Raw genomic sequence first — 14,263 nt, forward strand, 5'->3', positions numbered from 1 at the left:
GGTGCGCGCCCGCCCGGCGGCCTGCCTCGCCGCTGCCGGTGCCGTGCTGGTCGGGACCGTCCTGCTCGGGGTCGGGGTGGGCGCGTTGCCGCTCGCCCCGGGTCCGGTGCTGGCCACGCTCGCCGACCGCGCGGTGCGCCCCCTCGGCGGGTCGGTGGACGGCGGGCTGAGCCCGGTGCAGGCGGCCGCGCTGCTGCAGCTGCGGCTGCCCCGGGTCGTGCTCGCGGTGCTGGTGGGCGGCGCACTGGCCATCGCCGGCGCCGCCTACCAGGGCGTGTTCCGCAACCCGCTGGCCGACCCGTACCTGCTCGGCGCGGCCGCCGGGGCCGGCCTGGGCGCCACGCTGGTCATCGCCTACGCCCCCGGCTCGGGTGCGGTCCCGGTCGCGGCCTTCGTCGGTGCGCTGGTCGGGGTGGGCGCCTCCTTCGCCCTGGGGACGGCGGCCGGCGGCTCGTCGTCGGCCACCCTGCTGCTGGCCGGGGTCGCGGTGGCCTCCTTCCTCGCCGCGGGCCAGACCCTGGTGCAGCAGCGCAACGCGGAGGACCTGCAGCAGGTGTACGGCTGGCTGCTGGGCCAGCTGGGCCGGGCGTCGTGGTCGGACGTGCTGCTCGTGCTGCCCTACCTGGGCGCCGCGGTCGCCGTCCTGCTGGTCTGCGGGCGGGCGCTGGACGTGCTGGCCGTCGGCGACGACGAGGCCCGGTCCCTGGGCGTGCACCCCGGTCGGCTGCGGCTGCTGGTCGTGGTCGCGGCGTCGCTGGCCACCGCGTCGGCGGTCGCGGTCAGCGGGCTGATCGGCTTCGTCGGGCTGGTGGTGCCGCACGTGGCCCGCAAGCTGGTCGGCGGGGCGCACGCGGTGCTGCTGCCGATGTCGCTGCTGGCCGGCGGGGCGTTCCTGGTGCTCGCCGACCTGCTCGCCCGCACCGTGCTGGCCCCGGCCGAGCTGCCTCTGGGCGTGGTCACCGCGTTCGTCGGCGCCCCGTTCTTCGCCGCGCTGCTGTGGAGCCGGCGCCGGTGAGCGCGGGGCTGGAGGTCACCGGGCTGGGCGTGCAGCTGGGCCGGGCGCAGGTGCTCGCCGACGTCCGGCTCGCCGCGGCGCCGGGCTCGTGGACGGCGGTCATCGGCCCGAACGGGGCGGGCAAGTCGACGCTGCTGCGGGCGGTGCTCGGCGTGGTGGCGCACTCGGGCTCGGTGCACTGGGACGGCGTGGGCCTGGACACCCTCCCCCGCCGGGACCGCGCCCGCAGGATCGCCTACGCCCCGCAGCTGCCGGTGCTGCCCGAGGGCGTCACCACCCGCGACTACGTGGCGCTGGGCCGCACCCCGCACCGGCCGCTGCTGGCCGCGCCGCGGACCGCCGACCGCGCGGTGGTGGAGGAGACGATGGCCCGCCTGGAGCTCGGGGCGCTGGCCGACCGGGTGCTGACGACGCTGTCCGGCGGCGAGCAGCAGCGCGCCGTGCTGGCCCGGGCGCTGGCCCAGCAACCGCAGGTGCTGCTGCTCGACGAGCCCACCGCCGCGCTCGACCTCGGCCACGCCCAGCAGGTGCTCGACCTGGTCGACCGGCTGCGCCGCACCGACGGGCTGACGGTGCTCAGCACGCTGCACGACCTGTCCCTGGCCGGCCAGTACGCCGACCGGCTGGTGCTGCTGGCCGCCGGCCGGGTGGTCGCCGAGGGCACCCCCGCCCAGGTGCTCACCCCGGACGCGCTGCGCACCCACTACGGTGCCCGCGCCTCGGTCGTCGCCGGCCCCGACGGCCCCGCCGTCCTGCCCGTCCGGGACTGACCCCGGTCCCGCCCGCGTTGTGCCGGGCGTGGACATCGGGCTGTCGCTGCTGGACCGGACGCGCACCCGGGTCGGGGAGACCGACGCGGACGCCGTCGCGCACACCGTCGAGCGGGCGCGCCGGGCCGAGGCGGCCGGCTACGACCGGTTCTGGGTGGCCGAGCACCACGGCGTGCCCGGGGTGGCCGGCTCGGCGCCCGCGGTGCTGCTCGCCGTCCTCACCGGGCAGACCTCCCGCATCCGGCTGGGCTCCGCGGGCGTGATGCTGCCGCACCACCAGCCGCTGGTGGTCGCCGAGCAGTTCGCCACCCTGGCCGCCGTCGCGCCCGGCCGGGTCGACCTCGGCGTCGGCCGCTCCCCCGGCTTCACCGCCCCGGTCCGCCGCGCGCTGCGCCAGGGCGCGACCGACTTCGCCGCCGACCTCGCCGAGCTCCGCGCCCACCTCGAGGGCACCGCCGAGATCACCGCCCACCCGCGGCCGGCCGCCGCCGTCCCGCTGTTCGTGCTGGCCACCGGGCACGGGCTCGACGTCGCCGCCGCGCTCGGGCTGCCGGTCGTGGTCGGCGGGCCGCTGCTGCGCGACCCGGAGGAGCCGCTGGACCGCTACCGCCAGGCCTTCCGCCCCTCCGGGCAGTGCCCGGAGCCGTGGGTGGGCATCAGCCTGGACGTGCTGGTCGCCGACACCGACGCCGCCGCCCGCGACCTGCTGCTGCCCGAGGCGTGGGCGATGGCGCAGGCCCGCACCACCGGCACGTTCCCGGCGCTGCAGCCGCCCCGGCCGATGACCGCCGTCCAGCAGCGCTACGCGGAGCAGACGGTGGCCGGCGCGCTGGCCGGTAAGCCCGCGCACGTGGCCGAGCAGTTGGCGGACCTGGTCGGGCGGACCGGTGCGGCCGAGCTGGTCGCGTCCTCCTCCACCCTGGACCGGGGTGCGCTGGCTGAGTCCGACGCGGCGCTGGCCGAGCTGGTCAGCCGCGCAGCCGTGCCCGCCCGCGGCTGAGCCCGGTGCCGTCGGCGGCCCGCACCACGGGGACGTCGCCGACCCGCTCGACCACCGGCTCGGCGGCGGTGGGGTCGCGCAGCAGGATCTCCGCGACCCGGTCGGGGTGGGCGCGGGCGAACTCCTCGTAGAGCGCGGGGTCGTGCTCGCCGGTGTCGCCGACCAGCGTCCAGTCGACCCCGGGCAGGTCCTCGGCCAGCCGCAGCAGCGAGCTGCGCTTGTGCGCCTGCCCGTCGCGGAACCACCGGTCGCGCTGCAGACCCCAGTCGGTGAGCAGCAGCGGGCCCGGCGGGAAGCCGTTGCGCTCGAGGAACCGGGCCAGCGGGCCGATCAGGTTCCACGGCCCGTTGGACAGGTAGAGCACCGGCACGTGCTCGGCGCCCGCGGTCACCTCGCGGAGCAGGTCGGCCATGCCCGGCACCGCCCGCCGGTTGCGGCTGCGCTGCACGAAGGTGCGGTAGGCCGCGCGCAGCGGGTGCGCGATCTCGGTGACCAGCACCGTGTCGTCGATGTCGCAGACCACGCCGCGGTGCGCGTCGGTGGAGGACAGGTGGGCCGGGGCGGTCGCCGACCGGTCCCCGGTGCTCATCCGCACGTCGACCTCGGGCCGGCCGTCCAGCGGACGGTCCACCTCCACCACGGCGTCCAGCAGCCCGTCCGCGTCGCTGGTCAGCCGGCGGCGGGTGCCGGCCACGTCGACGTCCACCGCGGTGCCCGGTGCCTCCAGGGTGAGGAAGCGCTGCCAGCCGGGTATCCGCAGCCGCGACTCCGGGTGCGTGCCGGCCGGGGCGAGCAGCACCCGCCCCAGCACCCGCACCCGCCCGCCGCTGCCGTAGCCGGGGTACGGGATGGCGACCGGGGTCCAGCCGAAGGCCCGGGCCACCCGCGACAGGAGGTCGCGCAGCCCGGTCTCGGCGCGGTGCAGCACGCCCACGAGGCTCACCGGCAGAACCCCCTCACCGCGTCGGCGAACGCCGCGGGCGCGGAGAACACCAGCCCGTGCGGGCCGGGCACCACCTGCAGCCGGCCCTGCGGCAGCAGACCGGCCAGGTCCTCGCACCACCGCTGCCGGGCCACCGGGTCACGGTCGCCGCGCAGCACCAGCGCCGGGACGTCGACCTCGCTCATCGCCTGCTCCTCCGGTCGGCGCAGCGCGTGCCGCAGCACGGCCAGCATGGTCAGCGGGCCGGCGCGCAGGTAGTCGCGGACGGCGACCAGCAGCAGGCCCGGATCCTCCAGCGGCGCGTCCTGCAGCAGCCGCCAGGCCTGGCCCACCCAGCTCGGCGCACTGGGGTCGCGGGTCGGGCCGACCAGCACCAGGTGCGCGACCCCGCCCCGGCGCCGGGCCGCCGCGGCCGCGACCTGCGCGCCGAGGGAGTGCCCGACCAGGTCGACCTCGTCCAGGCCGACCGCGTCCATCCAGCGGCACAGCGCGTCGGCGAGCCCGGGGACGCCGAGCGCCCGGCCCCCGCCGCGGGTGCGGCCGTAGCCGGGGAGGTCGGGGACCAGCGTCCGCCCGCCGGCGCCGAGCAGCCCCAGCGCGGGGACCATCGACCGGCCGGACATGCCCAGCCCGTGCACCAGCACCAGCGGCCGCCCGCCGGACCCGGACTCGCGGTGGTGCACCCGGACGGTCCGCCCGGTGCGCAGCCGCACGGGGGTCCACACGTCGTCCGGCACCTGCGCACCGTACGTCCACCTACGGTGGGCGGCATGGCTCGCGTCGTGGTGGTCGGTGCCGGGCTCGGCGGGTTGGCGGCCGCGGCCCGGCTGGCCGCGGGCGGGCACCGGGTGACCGTGCTGGAGCAGGGCCCCGAGGTGGGCGGCAAGCTCGGCTGGGTGTCCCGCGACGGGCACGCCTTCGACACCGGCCCCTCGCTGGTCACCCTCCCCCAGGTGTTCCGCGACCTGTTCGACGCCACCGGCGACCCGCTGGACGACGTCCTGCAGCTGGAGCGGCTGGACCCGGCGGTCGCCTACCGCTTCGCCGACGGCACCCGGCTCGCCGTCCCGGGCACCCTCGACGGCGTCCGGGAGGTCCTCGGGCCCGAGTGGTCGGCGTTCCTGGACCGGGCCGCGGAGATCTGGCGGGTCACCGAGCAGCCGTTCCTGCGGTCGCCGCTGCGGGGTGCCCGGACGCTGGCCCGGCTGGCCCGCTCGTCGGCCGACGTCCGCACCGTCGCGCCGTGGGCGTCGCTGCGGAAGCTCGGCGCGCAGTACCTCACCGACCCGCACCTGCGGATGCTGCTGGACCGCTACGCCACCTACTCCGGCTCCGACCCCCGGCTGGCCCCGGCCGCGCTGGCCACGGTGCCGTGGGTGGAGCAGGCCTACGGCTCCTGGTACGTCCGCGGCGGGCTGCACCGGCTGCCGCTGGCCGTCGCCGACCGGGCGCGCGAGCGCGGCGCCGACGTCCGGACGTCGTCCCCGGTCGCGGAGGTGCTCGTCGAGGGCGGCCGGGTCTGCGGGGTCGGGCTGGCCGACGGCGGGCGCCTGGCCGCCGACGTCGTGGTCTGCAACGCCGACGCCGCCGCGCTCTACGGCTCCCTGCTGCCGCCCGGCGCGCCGGTGCGCCGGGCACGCGCGTCGCTGGCGGCGGCCACGCCGTCCTCGTCGGGGTTCGTGCTGCTGCTGGCGCTGTCGGGCCGGACGCCGGACCTCGCCCACCACACGGTGCTCTTCCCCGCGGACTACGACGCCGAGTTCGACGGCCTGTTCACCGACCCGCGCCCCCTGCCCGACCCCACCGTCTACGTCAGCGCCCCCGACGACCCGGCCACCCGGCCCGACGCCGACAGCGAGTCCTGGTTCGTGCTGGTCAACGCGCCCCGGCACGGGCCGGTCGACTGGGACGCCCCGGGCCTGGCCGACTCCTACGCGGACGACGTGCTGGCCGTGCTGGCCCGCCGCGGGCTCGACGTGCGGGACCGGGTGCGCTGGCGGGAGGTGCGCACGCCCGCCGACCTGGAGCGGGCGACCGGCAGCGTGGGCGGGTCGATCTACGGGACGTCGTCCAACGGCGCGAGCGCCGCCTTCCTCCGCCCCGCCAACGCCTCGCCGCTGCGCGGCCTGTACCTGGTCGGCGGGTCCTCGCACCCCGGAGGCGGGCTGCCGCTGGTCACCCTGTCCGCCGAGATCGTCGCGGGTCTGGTCGGCCCGGCCTGACAGGATCGGCGACCGTGACCGTCGTCGTCCGCAGCCACCGTCGGCTCGTGCTGGCCCTCGCGGTGCTGGCCGTGGCGATGGGGCTGGGTGCGCTGGCCGCGACCGGCGGGCTGGTGGTCGCCCTCGTCCGGTCCGCCGCCGACGGCGGGCTCGGCTCCGGCCCGGTGCTGCTGGCCGGCTTCCTCGCCGGGGTGCTGGCGATGGGCGCGATGGTGCTGGTGCTGTCCGGCGCGGTGGTCCGGCGCTCGGACCACCAGCGGCTCACCGAGGCCGTGCAGGCCGCGGGGCTGGGCACCGCCGACGTCGGTCGGCTGTGGTCCGGCCGGCCCGCGCCCACGGACTCCGGCGTCCTGCTGACCCCCACCCGTCGCCGCGGCCGCCTCGAGCTGCACGCGGACTGATCAGCCGCGGGCGGCGCCCACGCCCAGGACGGCGGCCAGCCCGAGCGCGCTGCGCGGGGCGTACGCCGTGCGCCACAGCCCGCCGTGCGCCGCGGCGTACGCCTCGTCCTGCCACGGCTCCTCGTGCGCGGGCCCGCCACCGGTGTGCAGGTCGTGCACCAGCAGCGCGGCCATCAGCACGTTCGACGTCGCCGGCTCGAAGACCTCGACGCCGAACCGGTGCGCCCCCGCGTAGGCGGCGGCCAGCGCGCGGTTCTTCACCACCGAGCGGGTGCGGGTGGGCGGGGCGACGTTCATCGACACCGTCGTCCCGGCCGCCCGCGCGGTGGTCGCGCGCCACCGCTGCAGCCGCTTGGCCAGCGCGTAGTTCGGGCCCTGCTGCGGCACCAGGCTGTCGGCGATGCCCGGACCCTGCGCGTCCCGCGGGTGGGCCCGCTGCAGCAGCCGGCCCGCCGACACGGTGCGCAGCGGCCGGCCGAGCAGCTTCGCCGTCCGGCCGCGGGCGGCGTAGGCGGCCTGCGACGCCGCGACCGCCTCCCCGGGCACGACGAACACATCGGTGGGGGTGGCGAGGAAGCCCAGCGCCAGGTCCGGGCGCTGGCCGGCCAGCCGCAGCGTCAGTGCGTCGACCGCGGCGGACACCCGGACGTTGGTGGCGCCGTCGGCGTAGACGTAGTTGCCCAGCACCGGGGCGCCGTCCAGCCCGCCCAGCCAGTCGGCGACCGCGGGGACCTCGCCGACCAGGTCCGCGCCGCGCGCACCGTCGCGGGTGGGCAGCAGCAGCGTGCCGGCGCCGCGGCGGGCGGTGTCGAGGACCCGGTCCCACAGCGGCGGGCGGGGCAGGTCGACGGCGGCGACGCGGGCGCCCCAACGCAGCAGCGCGGTCAGCGGGCCCATCTCGGCCCCGGCGCCGAGGACGGCGACGGTGCGACCGGGCAGGGCCAGCCACTCGGGGTGCGCGGCGACGGCGCGGACGGCGGTCGCGCAGCTGGGCTCGACGACGCCCCGGGCGACCCAGGCGTCGAGCTGGTCGCCGAGCTCCGCGCCGCGCAGCCGCCGGCCGCGCAGGGGCAGCGTCAGCTCCCGCTCGGGCTCGGCCGACCCGGTGACGGTCTCGGTGCCCAGCGCGGCGGGGGCGGGCGCGCTGCGCAGCGCGCCCAGCTCGACCTCCTCGCCGTCGACCACGACGCGCAGCTGCCGGTGCACCGACTCCAGCCCCGCGGCGGCGATCGACAGGGCGGCGTCGCGGCAGCCCAGGCCGGCCTCGGTGGTGCGCCGGACGTGCGGCAGGTAGCCCGCGCGCCAGTTCGTCTCGCGCTCGGCCGCGGCGGCGCCGGTGGGGTCCACCGGGCGGAGCGCGTCGGCGACCACGCGACGGCCGGTGCCCGACGTGCTGCGCCGTCCGTCCGGTCCGCTCGGGAACACGACGCCGTGCTGCTGCTCGCTCACCGGGCGAGCATGCCGTACCCCGCGGGCCGGGGGCAGTCGGCCCGCGGGGCGCGGAGGTCAGCGCTCGTCGCCGCCGGAGCCGATCCGGTCGTCCAACGCGTCGCGGCCCTGGTCGACCTTGTCGGCGTGCCCGCCGGCGCGGCCCTCGGCGAGGTCCGCGCCCTTGTCCAGCGCGCCGTCGCTGGCCTGCTCGCCCTTGTCGCTGTTCAGGAAGTCCTTGGCCTTGTCGCCCAGTCCTGCCATGGTGTCGTCTCCTCGCCGGCCGCCGGGGCGGCCGATCCGGTCACGCCTGGTGGCGCGGCTCCGCACTCCTCCGTGCCCGGCCGGTCGGGTTCCGACACCCCGGACTCCAGCCAGCGCAGCAGGGTGCGGACGGCGAACCCGGTGCCGCCCCTGACCAGCTCGGCGGCGTCGCCGGCCGCCCGCGCGGGGCCGGCGACGTCCAGGTGCGCCCAGCGCAGGCCGCCGGTGAACGGCTGCAGGAACAGCGCCGCGGTGGTGGCCCCCGGTGCGCCGGGGCTGTTGTTCGCGTCGGCGACCGGGCTGGCGAGCTGGGCCCGCAGGTGGCCGACGTGCTCCTCGGTGAGCGGCATCCGCCACCACGGCTCCCCCGCCGCGGCGCCCCCGGCGAGCAGGTCGCCGGCCAGCGCGTCGTCGGTGGCGAACAGCGCACCGGTGCGGGCGCCGAGCGCGGTGCGGGCCGCGCCGGTGAGGGTGGCGACGTCGACCAGCACGTCGGCGGCCAGCTCGAGCCGGGCGTGCGCGAGGGCGTCGGCGAGCACGAGCCGACCCTCGGCGTCGGTGCTGCGCACCTCGGTGGTGCGCCCGCCGACGTGGGTGAGCACGTCCCCGGGCCGGTAGGCCGCGCCGGAGAGGGCGTTCTCGGCGAGCGGCACCAGGGCGGTGACCCGCACCGGCAGCCCGAGCCGGGCGACCGCGTCGAGGACGGCGAGGACCGCGGCCCCGCCGGCCATGTCGGTGTGCATGTGCCGCATCCCGGCGGACTTCTTGATCGAGATGCCGCCGGTGTCGAAGGTGATGCCCTTGCCGACCAGCACCACGTGCGGGCGCAGGCCGGTGGCCGGCACGTAGGTGGCCAGCACCAGCCGCGGCGGGCGGTCGGAGCCGCCGCCGACGGCGAGCAGCCCGCCGAACCCGGCCGCCCGCAGCTGCCGGGGGCCGAGCACCGTGGTGCCCACCCGGTCGTGGACGGCGAAGCGGGCCTGCGCCTGCTCGGCGACCCAGACCGGGTCGGCGGTGTCGGGCGGGGTGTTGACCAGGTCGCGGGCCCACACGACGGCGGCGGCGGTGACCAGGCCGCGGTGCAGCGCGTCGACGGCGGCGGGTCCCGCACCGGGGACGACCAGCACCAGGCGGGCCAGCCGCGGCGGGTGCGGGGTCGAGGTCAGCCGGAACCGGTAGCCGGCCAGCAGCACGGTCTCGGCGGCCACCCGGACGGCCTCGGGGTCGGCGCCCTCGGGCAGCGGCAGCACCAGCCGGGTGGCACCGTGCTCGGCGAGGGTCTGCGCGCGCCGCACCGCGACCGCGACGTAGGAGCGCAGGTGCGCCGGGGTGGCGTCCCCGACGCCCACCGCGACCAGCGAGCGGGGCTGCCGGCCGGGGACCGGCAGGTTGGTGATGCCGCCGGGCCGGCCACCGTTGCCGGTGTCGGCGAGCGCGCCGGCCACCCAGTCGGGGTCGAGGTCGGCGGCGGCCAGCCACCCGGGCAGTGCGCCGCGGGCGCCGACGGGCACCGCAAGGACGTCGTCCCCGGTCAGGCGGGGCAGCGAGGTGGCGAGCTTGACCCCGGGATGAGCAGCGGCCCCGGTCGCCGGCTGTGCGCCGGCGGCCGGGGCCGTCCGTCCTGCTGCGGGGTCGGCCGGGGGCCGAGCCGCGGAGCTGGTCAGCTGATCGCGCCCTGGAGCGCCTCGGAGAGCGCAGCCGCCTCGTCGGCGGACAGCTCGACGACGAGCCGGCCACCGCCTTCCAACGGCACGCGCATGACCAGGCCGCGCCCCTCCTTGGTGACCTCGAGGGGACCTTCACCCGTGCGCGGCTTCATGGCCGCCATGCGTGCCTCCTTCACCGGCCACCCGCGCGCCCGTGGTGGGAGCGCGGTGTGGCTGTCCGTCATTGCTGAACCAGAGCTTCACCCATTCTCCCGCATGCCCGGGTCAGGACCAACACGAGCCCCTCACCCGGAGGTGGTGGCGCCCGCCCGGAAGCAGGTGGCCACGTGGTCGTCGACCATGCCGGTGGCCTGCATCAACGCGTAGGCGGTGGTCGGGCCGACGAAGGCGAACCCGCGCCGCTTCAGCTCGCGGGCCAGCGCCGTGGACTCCGGGGTGACCGCCGGGACGTCGGCCGCGGTGGGCGGGTTGGGCCGCGGCGGCGGGGCGAAGGACCACAGCAGCTGCGACAGGCCACCCTCGACCTGCTGCGCCGCCCGGGCGTTGCGCCGGGCGGCCTCGATCTTGGCCCTGTTCCGGACGATCCCGGGGTCACCCATCAGCCGCTCGACGTCGGCGTCGGTGAACGCGGCGACCGCGTCGATCGCGAACCCGGCGAACGCGGCGCGGAAGGCCGGCCGCTTGCGCAGGATGGTGATCCAGGACAGCCCGCTCTGGAACGCCTCCAGGCACACCCGCTCGAACAGCGCGTCGTCCCCGTGCAGGGGCACGCCCCACTCCTCGTCGTGGTAGGCGACGTAGTCGGGGGTGCTGGTCGCCCAGCCGCAGCGCTCCGGTTCCACGACCGGGAAGCTAGCGCTCCCCTCCGACAGGTCACTCCGGTCGGCTGAACAGCCAGGCCGAGACCGCCAGCAGGAGCCCGCCCACCCCGGCGACCACCACGACGTCCATCCAGACCGGGACCGTCCAGCTGCCCCACCGCAGCGCGACCTCGGCGGCCGCGGCCGGGCCGCCGTCCACCGCGTGCAGCACGACCCGCCGGACGGCGTCCACCCCGTAGGTGACCGGGTTGACCAGGGCGAGGCCGTGCAGCCAGACCGGCAGCCCACCGGTCACCGGGAAGAAGGCACCGGACAGGAACATCAGCGGCGCCAGCAGCAGCTGCACCCGCGGCATGACGGTCTGGATCTGCTGCGCCCGGACGGCGACGAGCAGGCCCAGCGAGGTGATGGCGAACGCCACCACGAAGATCAGGACGACGACGGCCACGATCATCAGCGGGTCGTAGGGGACCCCGACGGCCCCGGCGAGGGCGAGCAGCACCAGCGCCTGCAGGGTCGCCACCGTCGCCCCGCCGAGGGCCTTGCCGAGCACGATCGACGTCCGGCTGACCGGGGCGACCAGCATCTCGCGGAGGAACCCCAGCTCGCGGTCCCAGACGATCGAGATGGCGGAGAACACCGCGGTGAACATGACGGAGGTGGCCAGCACACCGGGGAACAGGAACGTCGAGTAGTCGATGCCGCCGAAGGTGCCCGCGCCGATGCTGGCGCCCAGGCCCTTGCCGAGCACGAAGAGGAACAGCAGCGGCTGGGCGAAGGAGGAGATGATCCGGCCGCGGTCGGTGCGGAAGCGGATCAGCTCCCGCAGCCACACCACCTCCACCGCGCGCAGCTCGTGCCGGGGTCCGCGGGCGGCGACCCGGACCGGGGCGAGGGTGGTCGTCATCGCCGGCCTCCCCGCGGGCCCGCGGCGGCCTGGCGATCGGCCAGCCGGGCGCCGGTGTAGGCGAGGAAGACGTCGTCCAGGCTGGGGCGGGTGACGCTCACCGAGCGCACGGTCAACCCGAGCTCGAACAGCCGGGGCACGAACTGCTCGCCGTCGGGGGTGAGCACCACCAGCGCACCGCGCTCCCGGGTGGTCTCCACGCCGAGCCGGTCGCGGACCAGGGCCTCGGCGGCGTCGTCGTCGGCGGTGACCACCCGCACGCGGTCGTGGCCGACGCCGGCCTTGAGCGCGGCCGGGGAGCCCAGCGCGCCGATGCGGCCCCCGTCGACGATCGCGATGCGGTCGCAGCGCTCGGCCTCGTCCATGTAGTGGGTGGTCAGGAAGACGGTGATGTCCTCCTCGGCGCGCAGCCGGTCGACGTAGTCCCACAGGCCGGCGCGGGACTCGGGGTCCAGGCCGATGGTGGGCTCGTCGAGGAAGAGCACGCGCGGGGAGTGCATGAGGCCCCGGGCGATCTCCAGCCGGCGCTTCATGCCGCCGGAGAACGTGTTCACCACCGCGGAGCGCCGGTCGGCCAGGCCGACCATGTCCAGCACGGCGTCGGTGCGCGGGGCGACGTCGGTGTGCGCCATGCCGTAGATCTCGGCGTGGAAGCGGAGGTTCTGCTCGGCGGTGAGGTGGCCGTCCAGCGTCGTCTCCTGGAACACCAGGCCGATGTGCCGCCGCACGTCGTCCTTCTGGCGGACGACGTCGAAGCCGGCCACCTGCGCCGAGCCGGCGGTCGGCCGGACGAGCGTGCACAGGATCTTGATGGTGGTGGACTTGCCGGCCCCGTTGGGGCCGAGGAACCCGAACAGCTCACCGGCCGGCACGTCGAGGTCGATGCCGCGCACCGCCTCGACGTCCGTGCGCTTCTTCCCCCCGGGGAAGGTCTTCACCAGGTCGCGGACCTGCACCGCGGGCGCGCGGTCGACGGCGACCTCACCCGGGAGGGTCCCTAACGTCGTTAGAGGCATACCGCAACCATCCTCGAACACCGTTAGGGTGTCAAGCGTGCCGCTGACCCGTGACGACGTCGTCCGCGCGGCGGTGGAGGTGATCGACGCCGACGGCCTGGCCGGTCTGACCCTGCGCGGGCTGGCCAAGCGGCTGGGCGTCAGCGCGCCCACGCTCTACTGGCACGTCACCGACAAGCGGCACCTGCTCGACCTGGTCGCCGAGCACGTCCTCGCCGAGCTGCCCGCCCGCCGCGCCCCGACGGAGGGCGAGGCGGTGCTGGACTGGCTGGCCGACGGGATCCGGGTCCGCCGCGCCGCCCTGCTCGCCCACCGGGACAGCGCGCTCGTCGTCGCGGGCAACCGGCCCACCGAGGACGCACTCCCCGAGATCGAGCAGACCCTCGCCACCCTGGTCGGGGCCGGGCTCGCACCCGGCGAAGCAGTGCAGGTGCTGACCGCGCTGGGCTCCTTCCTGCTCGGCGACGTCCTCGAGACCCAGGCCGCGCAGGACCGACCGGCCACCGCTCCCGGGCCGGCCCCCACCGGCTTCCCGACCGTGCTCGCCGCGGCGGAGGGCTTCGGCGACGACGAGGACCGCTTCGAGACCGGGCTCGCGCTCCTGCTCGACGGCCTCCGCGCCCGGCTGACCGCCCGCACTGCGACCGGGGTGCCGCCCGTCTAGCGTTCGCCGTCGTGCGCATCCTCGTCACCGGCGGAGCCGGGTTCATCGGCTCCCACGTCGTCGCCGCCCACCTCGAGGCCGGGCACGAGGTGCGGGTGCTCGACGCGCTGCTGCCCGCCGTCCACCCCGTGTACCCCGACGGCCCGCCCGGGCTGGACGGCGCCGAGCTGGTGGTCGGCGACGTCCGCAACGCCGCGACCGTGGACCGGGTGCTCGAGGGCGTCGACGCGGTGAACCACCAGGCGGCGATGGTCGGCCTGGGCATCGACGTGCAGGACATGCCCGCCTACGCCGGGATCAACGACCTGGGGACGGCGGTGCTGCTGGCCGGCATGGCCCGTGCGGGCATCGGCCGGCTGGTGTTCGCCAGCTCGATGGTGGTCTACGGCGAGGGCCGGTACGAGTGCGCCGAGCACGGCGTCGTCCCGGCCGCGCCCCGCCGGCGCAGCGACCTCGACGAGGGCCGCTTCGACCCGCCCTGCCCCGTCTGCGGGCGGGAGCTGGCCTGGGGCCGGGTCGGCGAGGAGACCCCGCCCGACCCGCGCAACACCTACGCCGCCACCAAGCTCGCCCAGGAGCACCTGTCCTCGGCGTGGGCGCGCTCGACCGGCGGCACCGCGGTGGGGCTGCGGTACCACAACGTCTACGGCCCGCGGATGCCGCGCGACACCTTCTACGCCGGCGTCGCCTCGATCTTCCGGTCCTCGCTGGAGGGCGGGAAGGCGCCGCAGGTCTACGAGGACGGCGGGCAGATGCGCGACTTCGTGCACGTCACCGATGTCGCCCAGGCGAACCTGAAGGCGTTCGAGAACCCGCCCGAGGAGTCGACGCTGCGCACCTACAACGTCGCCAGCGGCACACCGCACACCGTCGGCGACATGGCCCGTGCGCTGGCCGAGGCGTTCGGCGGCCCCGCGCCGGAGGTCACCGGGCAGTACCGCATCGGCGACGTCCGGCACGTGGTCGCCAGCCCGTCGCGCGCCCAGGAGGAGCTCGGCTACGCAGCCGAGGTGTCCTTCGAGGACGGCATGCGGGAGTTCGCCACCGCCGAGCTGCGCGCCGCCCCGCAGGAGCCCTAGGCCGTCTCCGGCGTTTCCGCGGAAACGCCGGACCCCCTTTCTGTCGGACCCCCGTGCCACTGTTCG

Annotated in this window: 16 protein-coding genes; 7 read left to right on the top strand and 9 right to left on the bottom strand. The window is 77.1% G+C overall.

Annotated elements, in window-relative coordinates:
* The first annotated feature begins 1 nt into the window (after window position 1).
* Genes BM158_RS07975 through BM158_RS07985 form a run of 3 tightly spaced genes read left to right on the top strand, consistent with a single transcriptional unit; the run spans window position 2 to window position 2,785 of the window.
* Window positions 2-1,015 (top strand): FecCD family ABC transporter permease, encoded by a 1,014-nt coding sequence (locus tag BM158_RS07975; protein ID WP_091556538.1) that lies wholly within the window; start codon window positions 2-4, stop codon window positions 1,013-1,015.
* Window positions 1,012-1,785: an ABC transporter ATP-binding protein gene (locus tag BM158_RS07980; RefSeq protein WP_229827881.1), complete on the top strand. Its 774-nt coding sequence runs from the start codon at window positions 1,012-1,014 to the stop codon at window positions 1,783-1,785. Before BM158_RS07975 ends, BM158_RS07980 begins: the two co-directional genes overlap by 4 nt.
* 28 nt (window positions 1,786-1,813) lie before the next feature.
* Window positions 1,814-2,785, top strand: coding sequence for an MsnO8 family LLM class oxidoreductase (locus tag BM158_RS07985; protein WP_229827882.1), 972 nt, complete (start codon window positions 1,814-1,816; stop codon window positions 2,783-2,785).
* Here the strand turns inward: BM158_RS07985 and BM158_RS07990 are convergent.
* Window positions 2,754-3,728 (bottom strand): App1 family protein, encoded by a 975-nt coding sequence (locus BM158_RS07990; protein ID WP_229827883.1) that lies wholly within the window; start codon window positions 3,726-3,728, stop codon window positions 2,754-2,756. The genes BM158_RS07985 and BM158_RS07990 overlap by 32 nt on opposite strands.
* Window positions 3,725-4,465 carry an alpha/beta fold hydrolase gene (locus BM158_RS07995; RefSeq protein WP_091556540.1) on the bottom strand — a complete coding sequence of 247 codons (741 nt, stop codon included), beginning with the start codon at window positions 4,463-4,465 and terminating at the stop codon, window positions 3,725-3,727. The genes BM158_RS07990 and BM158_RS07995 overlap by 4 nt, the downstream gene beginning before the upstream one ends.
* 33 nt (window positions 4,466-4,498) lie before the next feature.
* Between BM158_RS07995 and BM158_RS08000 the strand changes: the two genes are divergently transcribed.
* Both BM158_RS08000 and BM158_RS08005 read left to right on the top strand, forming a co-directional pair.
* Entirely contained in the window at window positions 4,499-5,950 is a 1,452-nt protein-coding gene (locus tag BM158_RS08000) for a phytoene desaturase family protein (RefSeq protein ID WP_091558528.1), read from the top strand.
* A 14-nt stretch (window positions 5,951-5,964) separates the two neighbouring features.
* A complete protein-coding gene (locus BM158_RS08005) occupies window positions 5,965-6,351 on the top strand; it encodes a hypothetical protein (protein ID WP_091556543.1) in 387 nt (128 codons plus the stop codon).
* Here BM158_RS08005 and BM158_RS08010 read toward each other — a convergent pair whose 3' ends face one another.
* From BM158_RS08010 to BM158_RS08040, 7 genes are all read right to left on the bottom strand, one after another.
* Entirely contained in the window at window positions 6,352-7,800 is a 1,449-nt protein-coding gene (locus tag BM158_RS08010; protein ID WP_091556545.1) for a hypothetical protein, read from the bottom strand.
* Window positions 7,801-7,857: 57 nt separating this feature from the next.
* Window positions 7,858-8,043: an antitoxin gene (locus tag BM158_RS08015; RefSeq protein ID WP_091556546.1), complete on the bottom strand. Its 186-nt coding sequence runs from the start codon at window positions 8,041-8,043 to the stop codon at window positions 7,858-7,860.
* Complete coding sequence (locus tag BM158_RS08020) at window positions 8,007-9,554, bottom strand: leucyl aminopeptidase family protein (RefSeq protein ID WP_091556548.1); 1,548 nt, start codon at window positions 9,552-9,554, stop codon at window positions 8,007-8,009. The genes BM158_RS08015 and BM158_RS08020 overlap by 37 nt, the downstream gene beginning before the upstream one ends.
* Before the next feature lie 149 nt (window positions 9,555-9,703).
* Complete coding sequence (locus BM158_RS08025; RefSeq protein ID WP_082522773.1) at window positions 9,704-9,871, bottom strand: DUF3117 domain-containing protein; 168 nt, start codon at window positions 9,869-9,871, stop codon at window positions 9,704-9,706.
* Between the two features lie 123 nt (window positions 9,872-9,994).
* Entirely contained in the window at window positions 9,995-10,552 is a 558-nt protein-coding gene (locus BM158_RS08030; protein WP_091556550.1) for a DNA-3-methyladenine glycosylase I, read from the bottom strand.
* 31 nt (window positions 10,553-10,583) lie between these two features.
* Entirely contained in the window at window positions 10,584-11,438 is an 855-nt protein-coding gene (locus BM158_RS08035) for an ABC transporter permease (RefSeq protein ID WP_091556552.1), read from the bottom strand.
* Window positions 11,435-12,454: an ATP-binding cassette domain-containing protein gene (locus tag BM158_RS08040; RefSeq protein ID WP_091556553.1), complete on the bottom strand. Its 1,020-nt coding sequence runs from the start codon at window positions 12,452-12,454 to the stop codon at window positions 11,435-11,437. Before BM158_RS08040 ends, BM158_RS08035 begins: the two co-directional genes overlap by 4 nt.
* Before the next feature lie 37 nt (window positions 12,455-12,491).
* Here BM158_RS08040 and BM158_RS08045 point away from each other — a divergent pair, with 37 nt between their 5' ends.
* Both BM158_RS08045 and BM158_RS08050 read left to right on the top strand, forming a co-directional pair.
* Entirely contained in the window at window positions 12,492-13,118 is a 627-nt protein-coding gene (locus BM158_RS08045; RefSeq protein ID WP_165628866.1) for a TetR/AcrR family transcriptional regulator C-terminal domain-containing protein, read from the top strand.
* 11 nt (window positions 13,119-13,129) lie between these two features.
* Window positions 13,130-14,197, top strand: a complete 1,068-nt coding sequence (locus BM158_RS08050) for an NAD-dependent epimerase/dehydratase family protein (RefSeq protein WP_091556555.1) — start codon at window positions 13,130-13,132, stop codon at window positions 14,195-14,197.
* The last annotated feature ends 66 nt before the right edge of the window (window positions 14,198-14,263 follow it).

The sequence above is a fragment of the Klenkia taihuensis genome, from assembly GCF_900112525.1.
Lineage (GTDB): Bacteria > Actinomycetota > Actinomycetes > Mycobacteriales > Geodermatophilaceae > Klenkia > Klenkia taihuensis.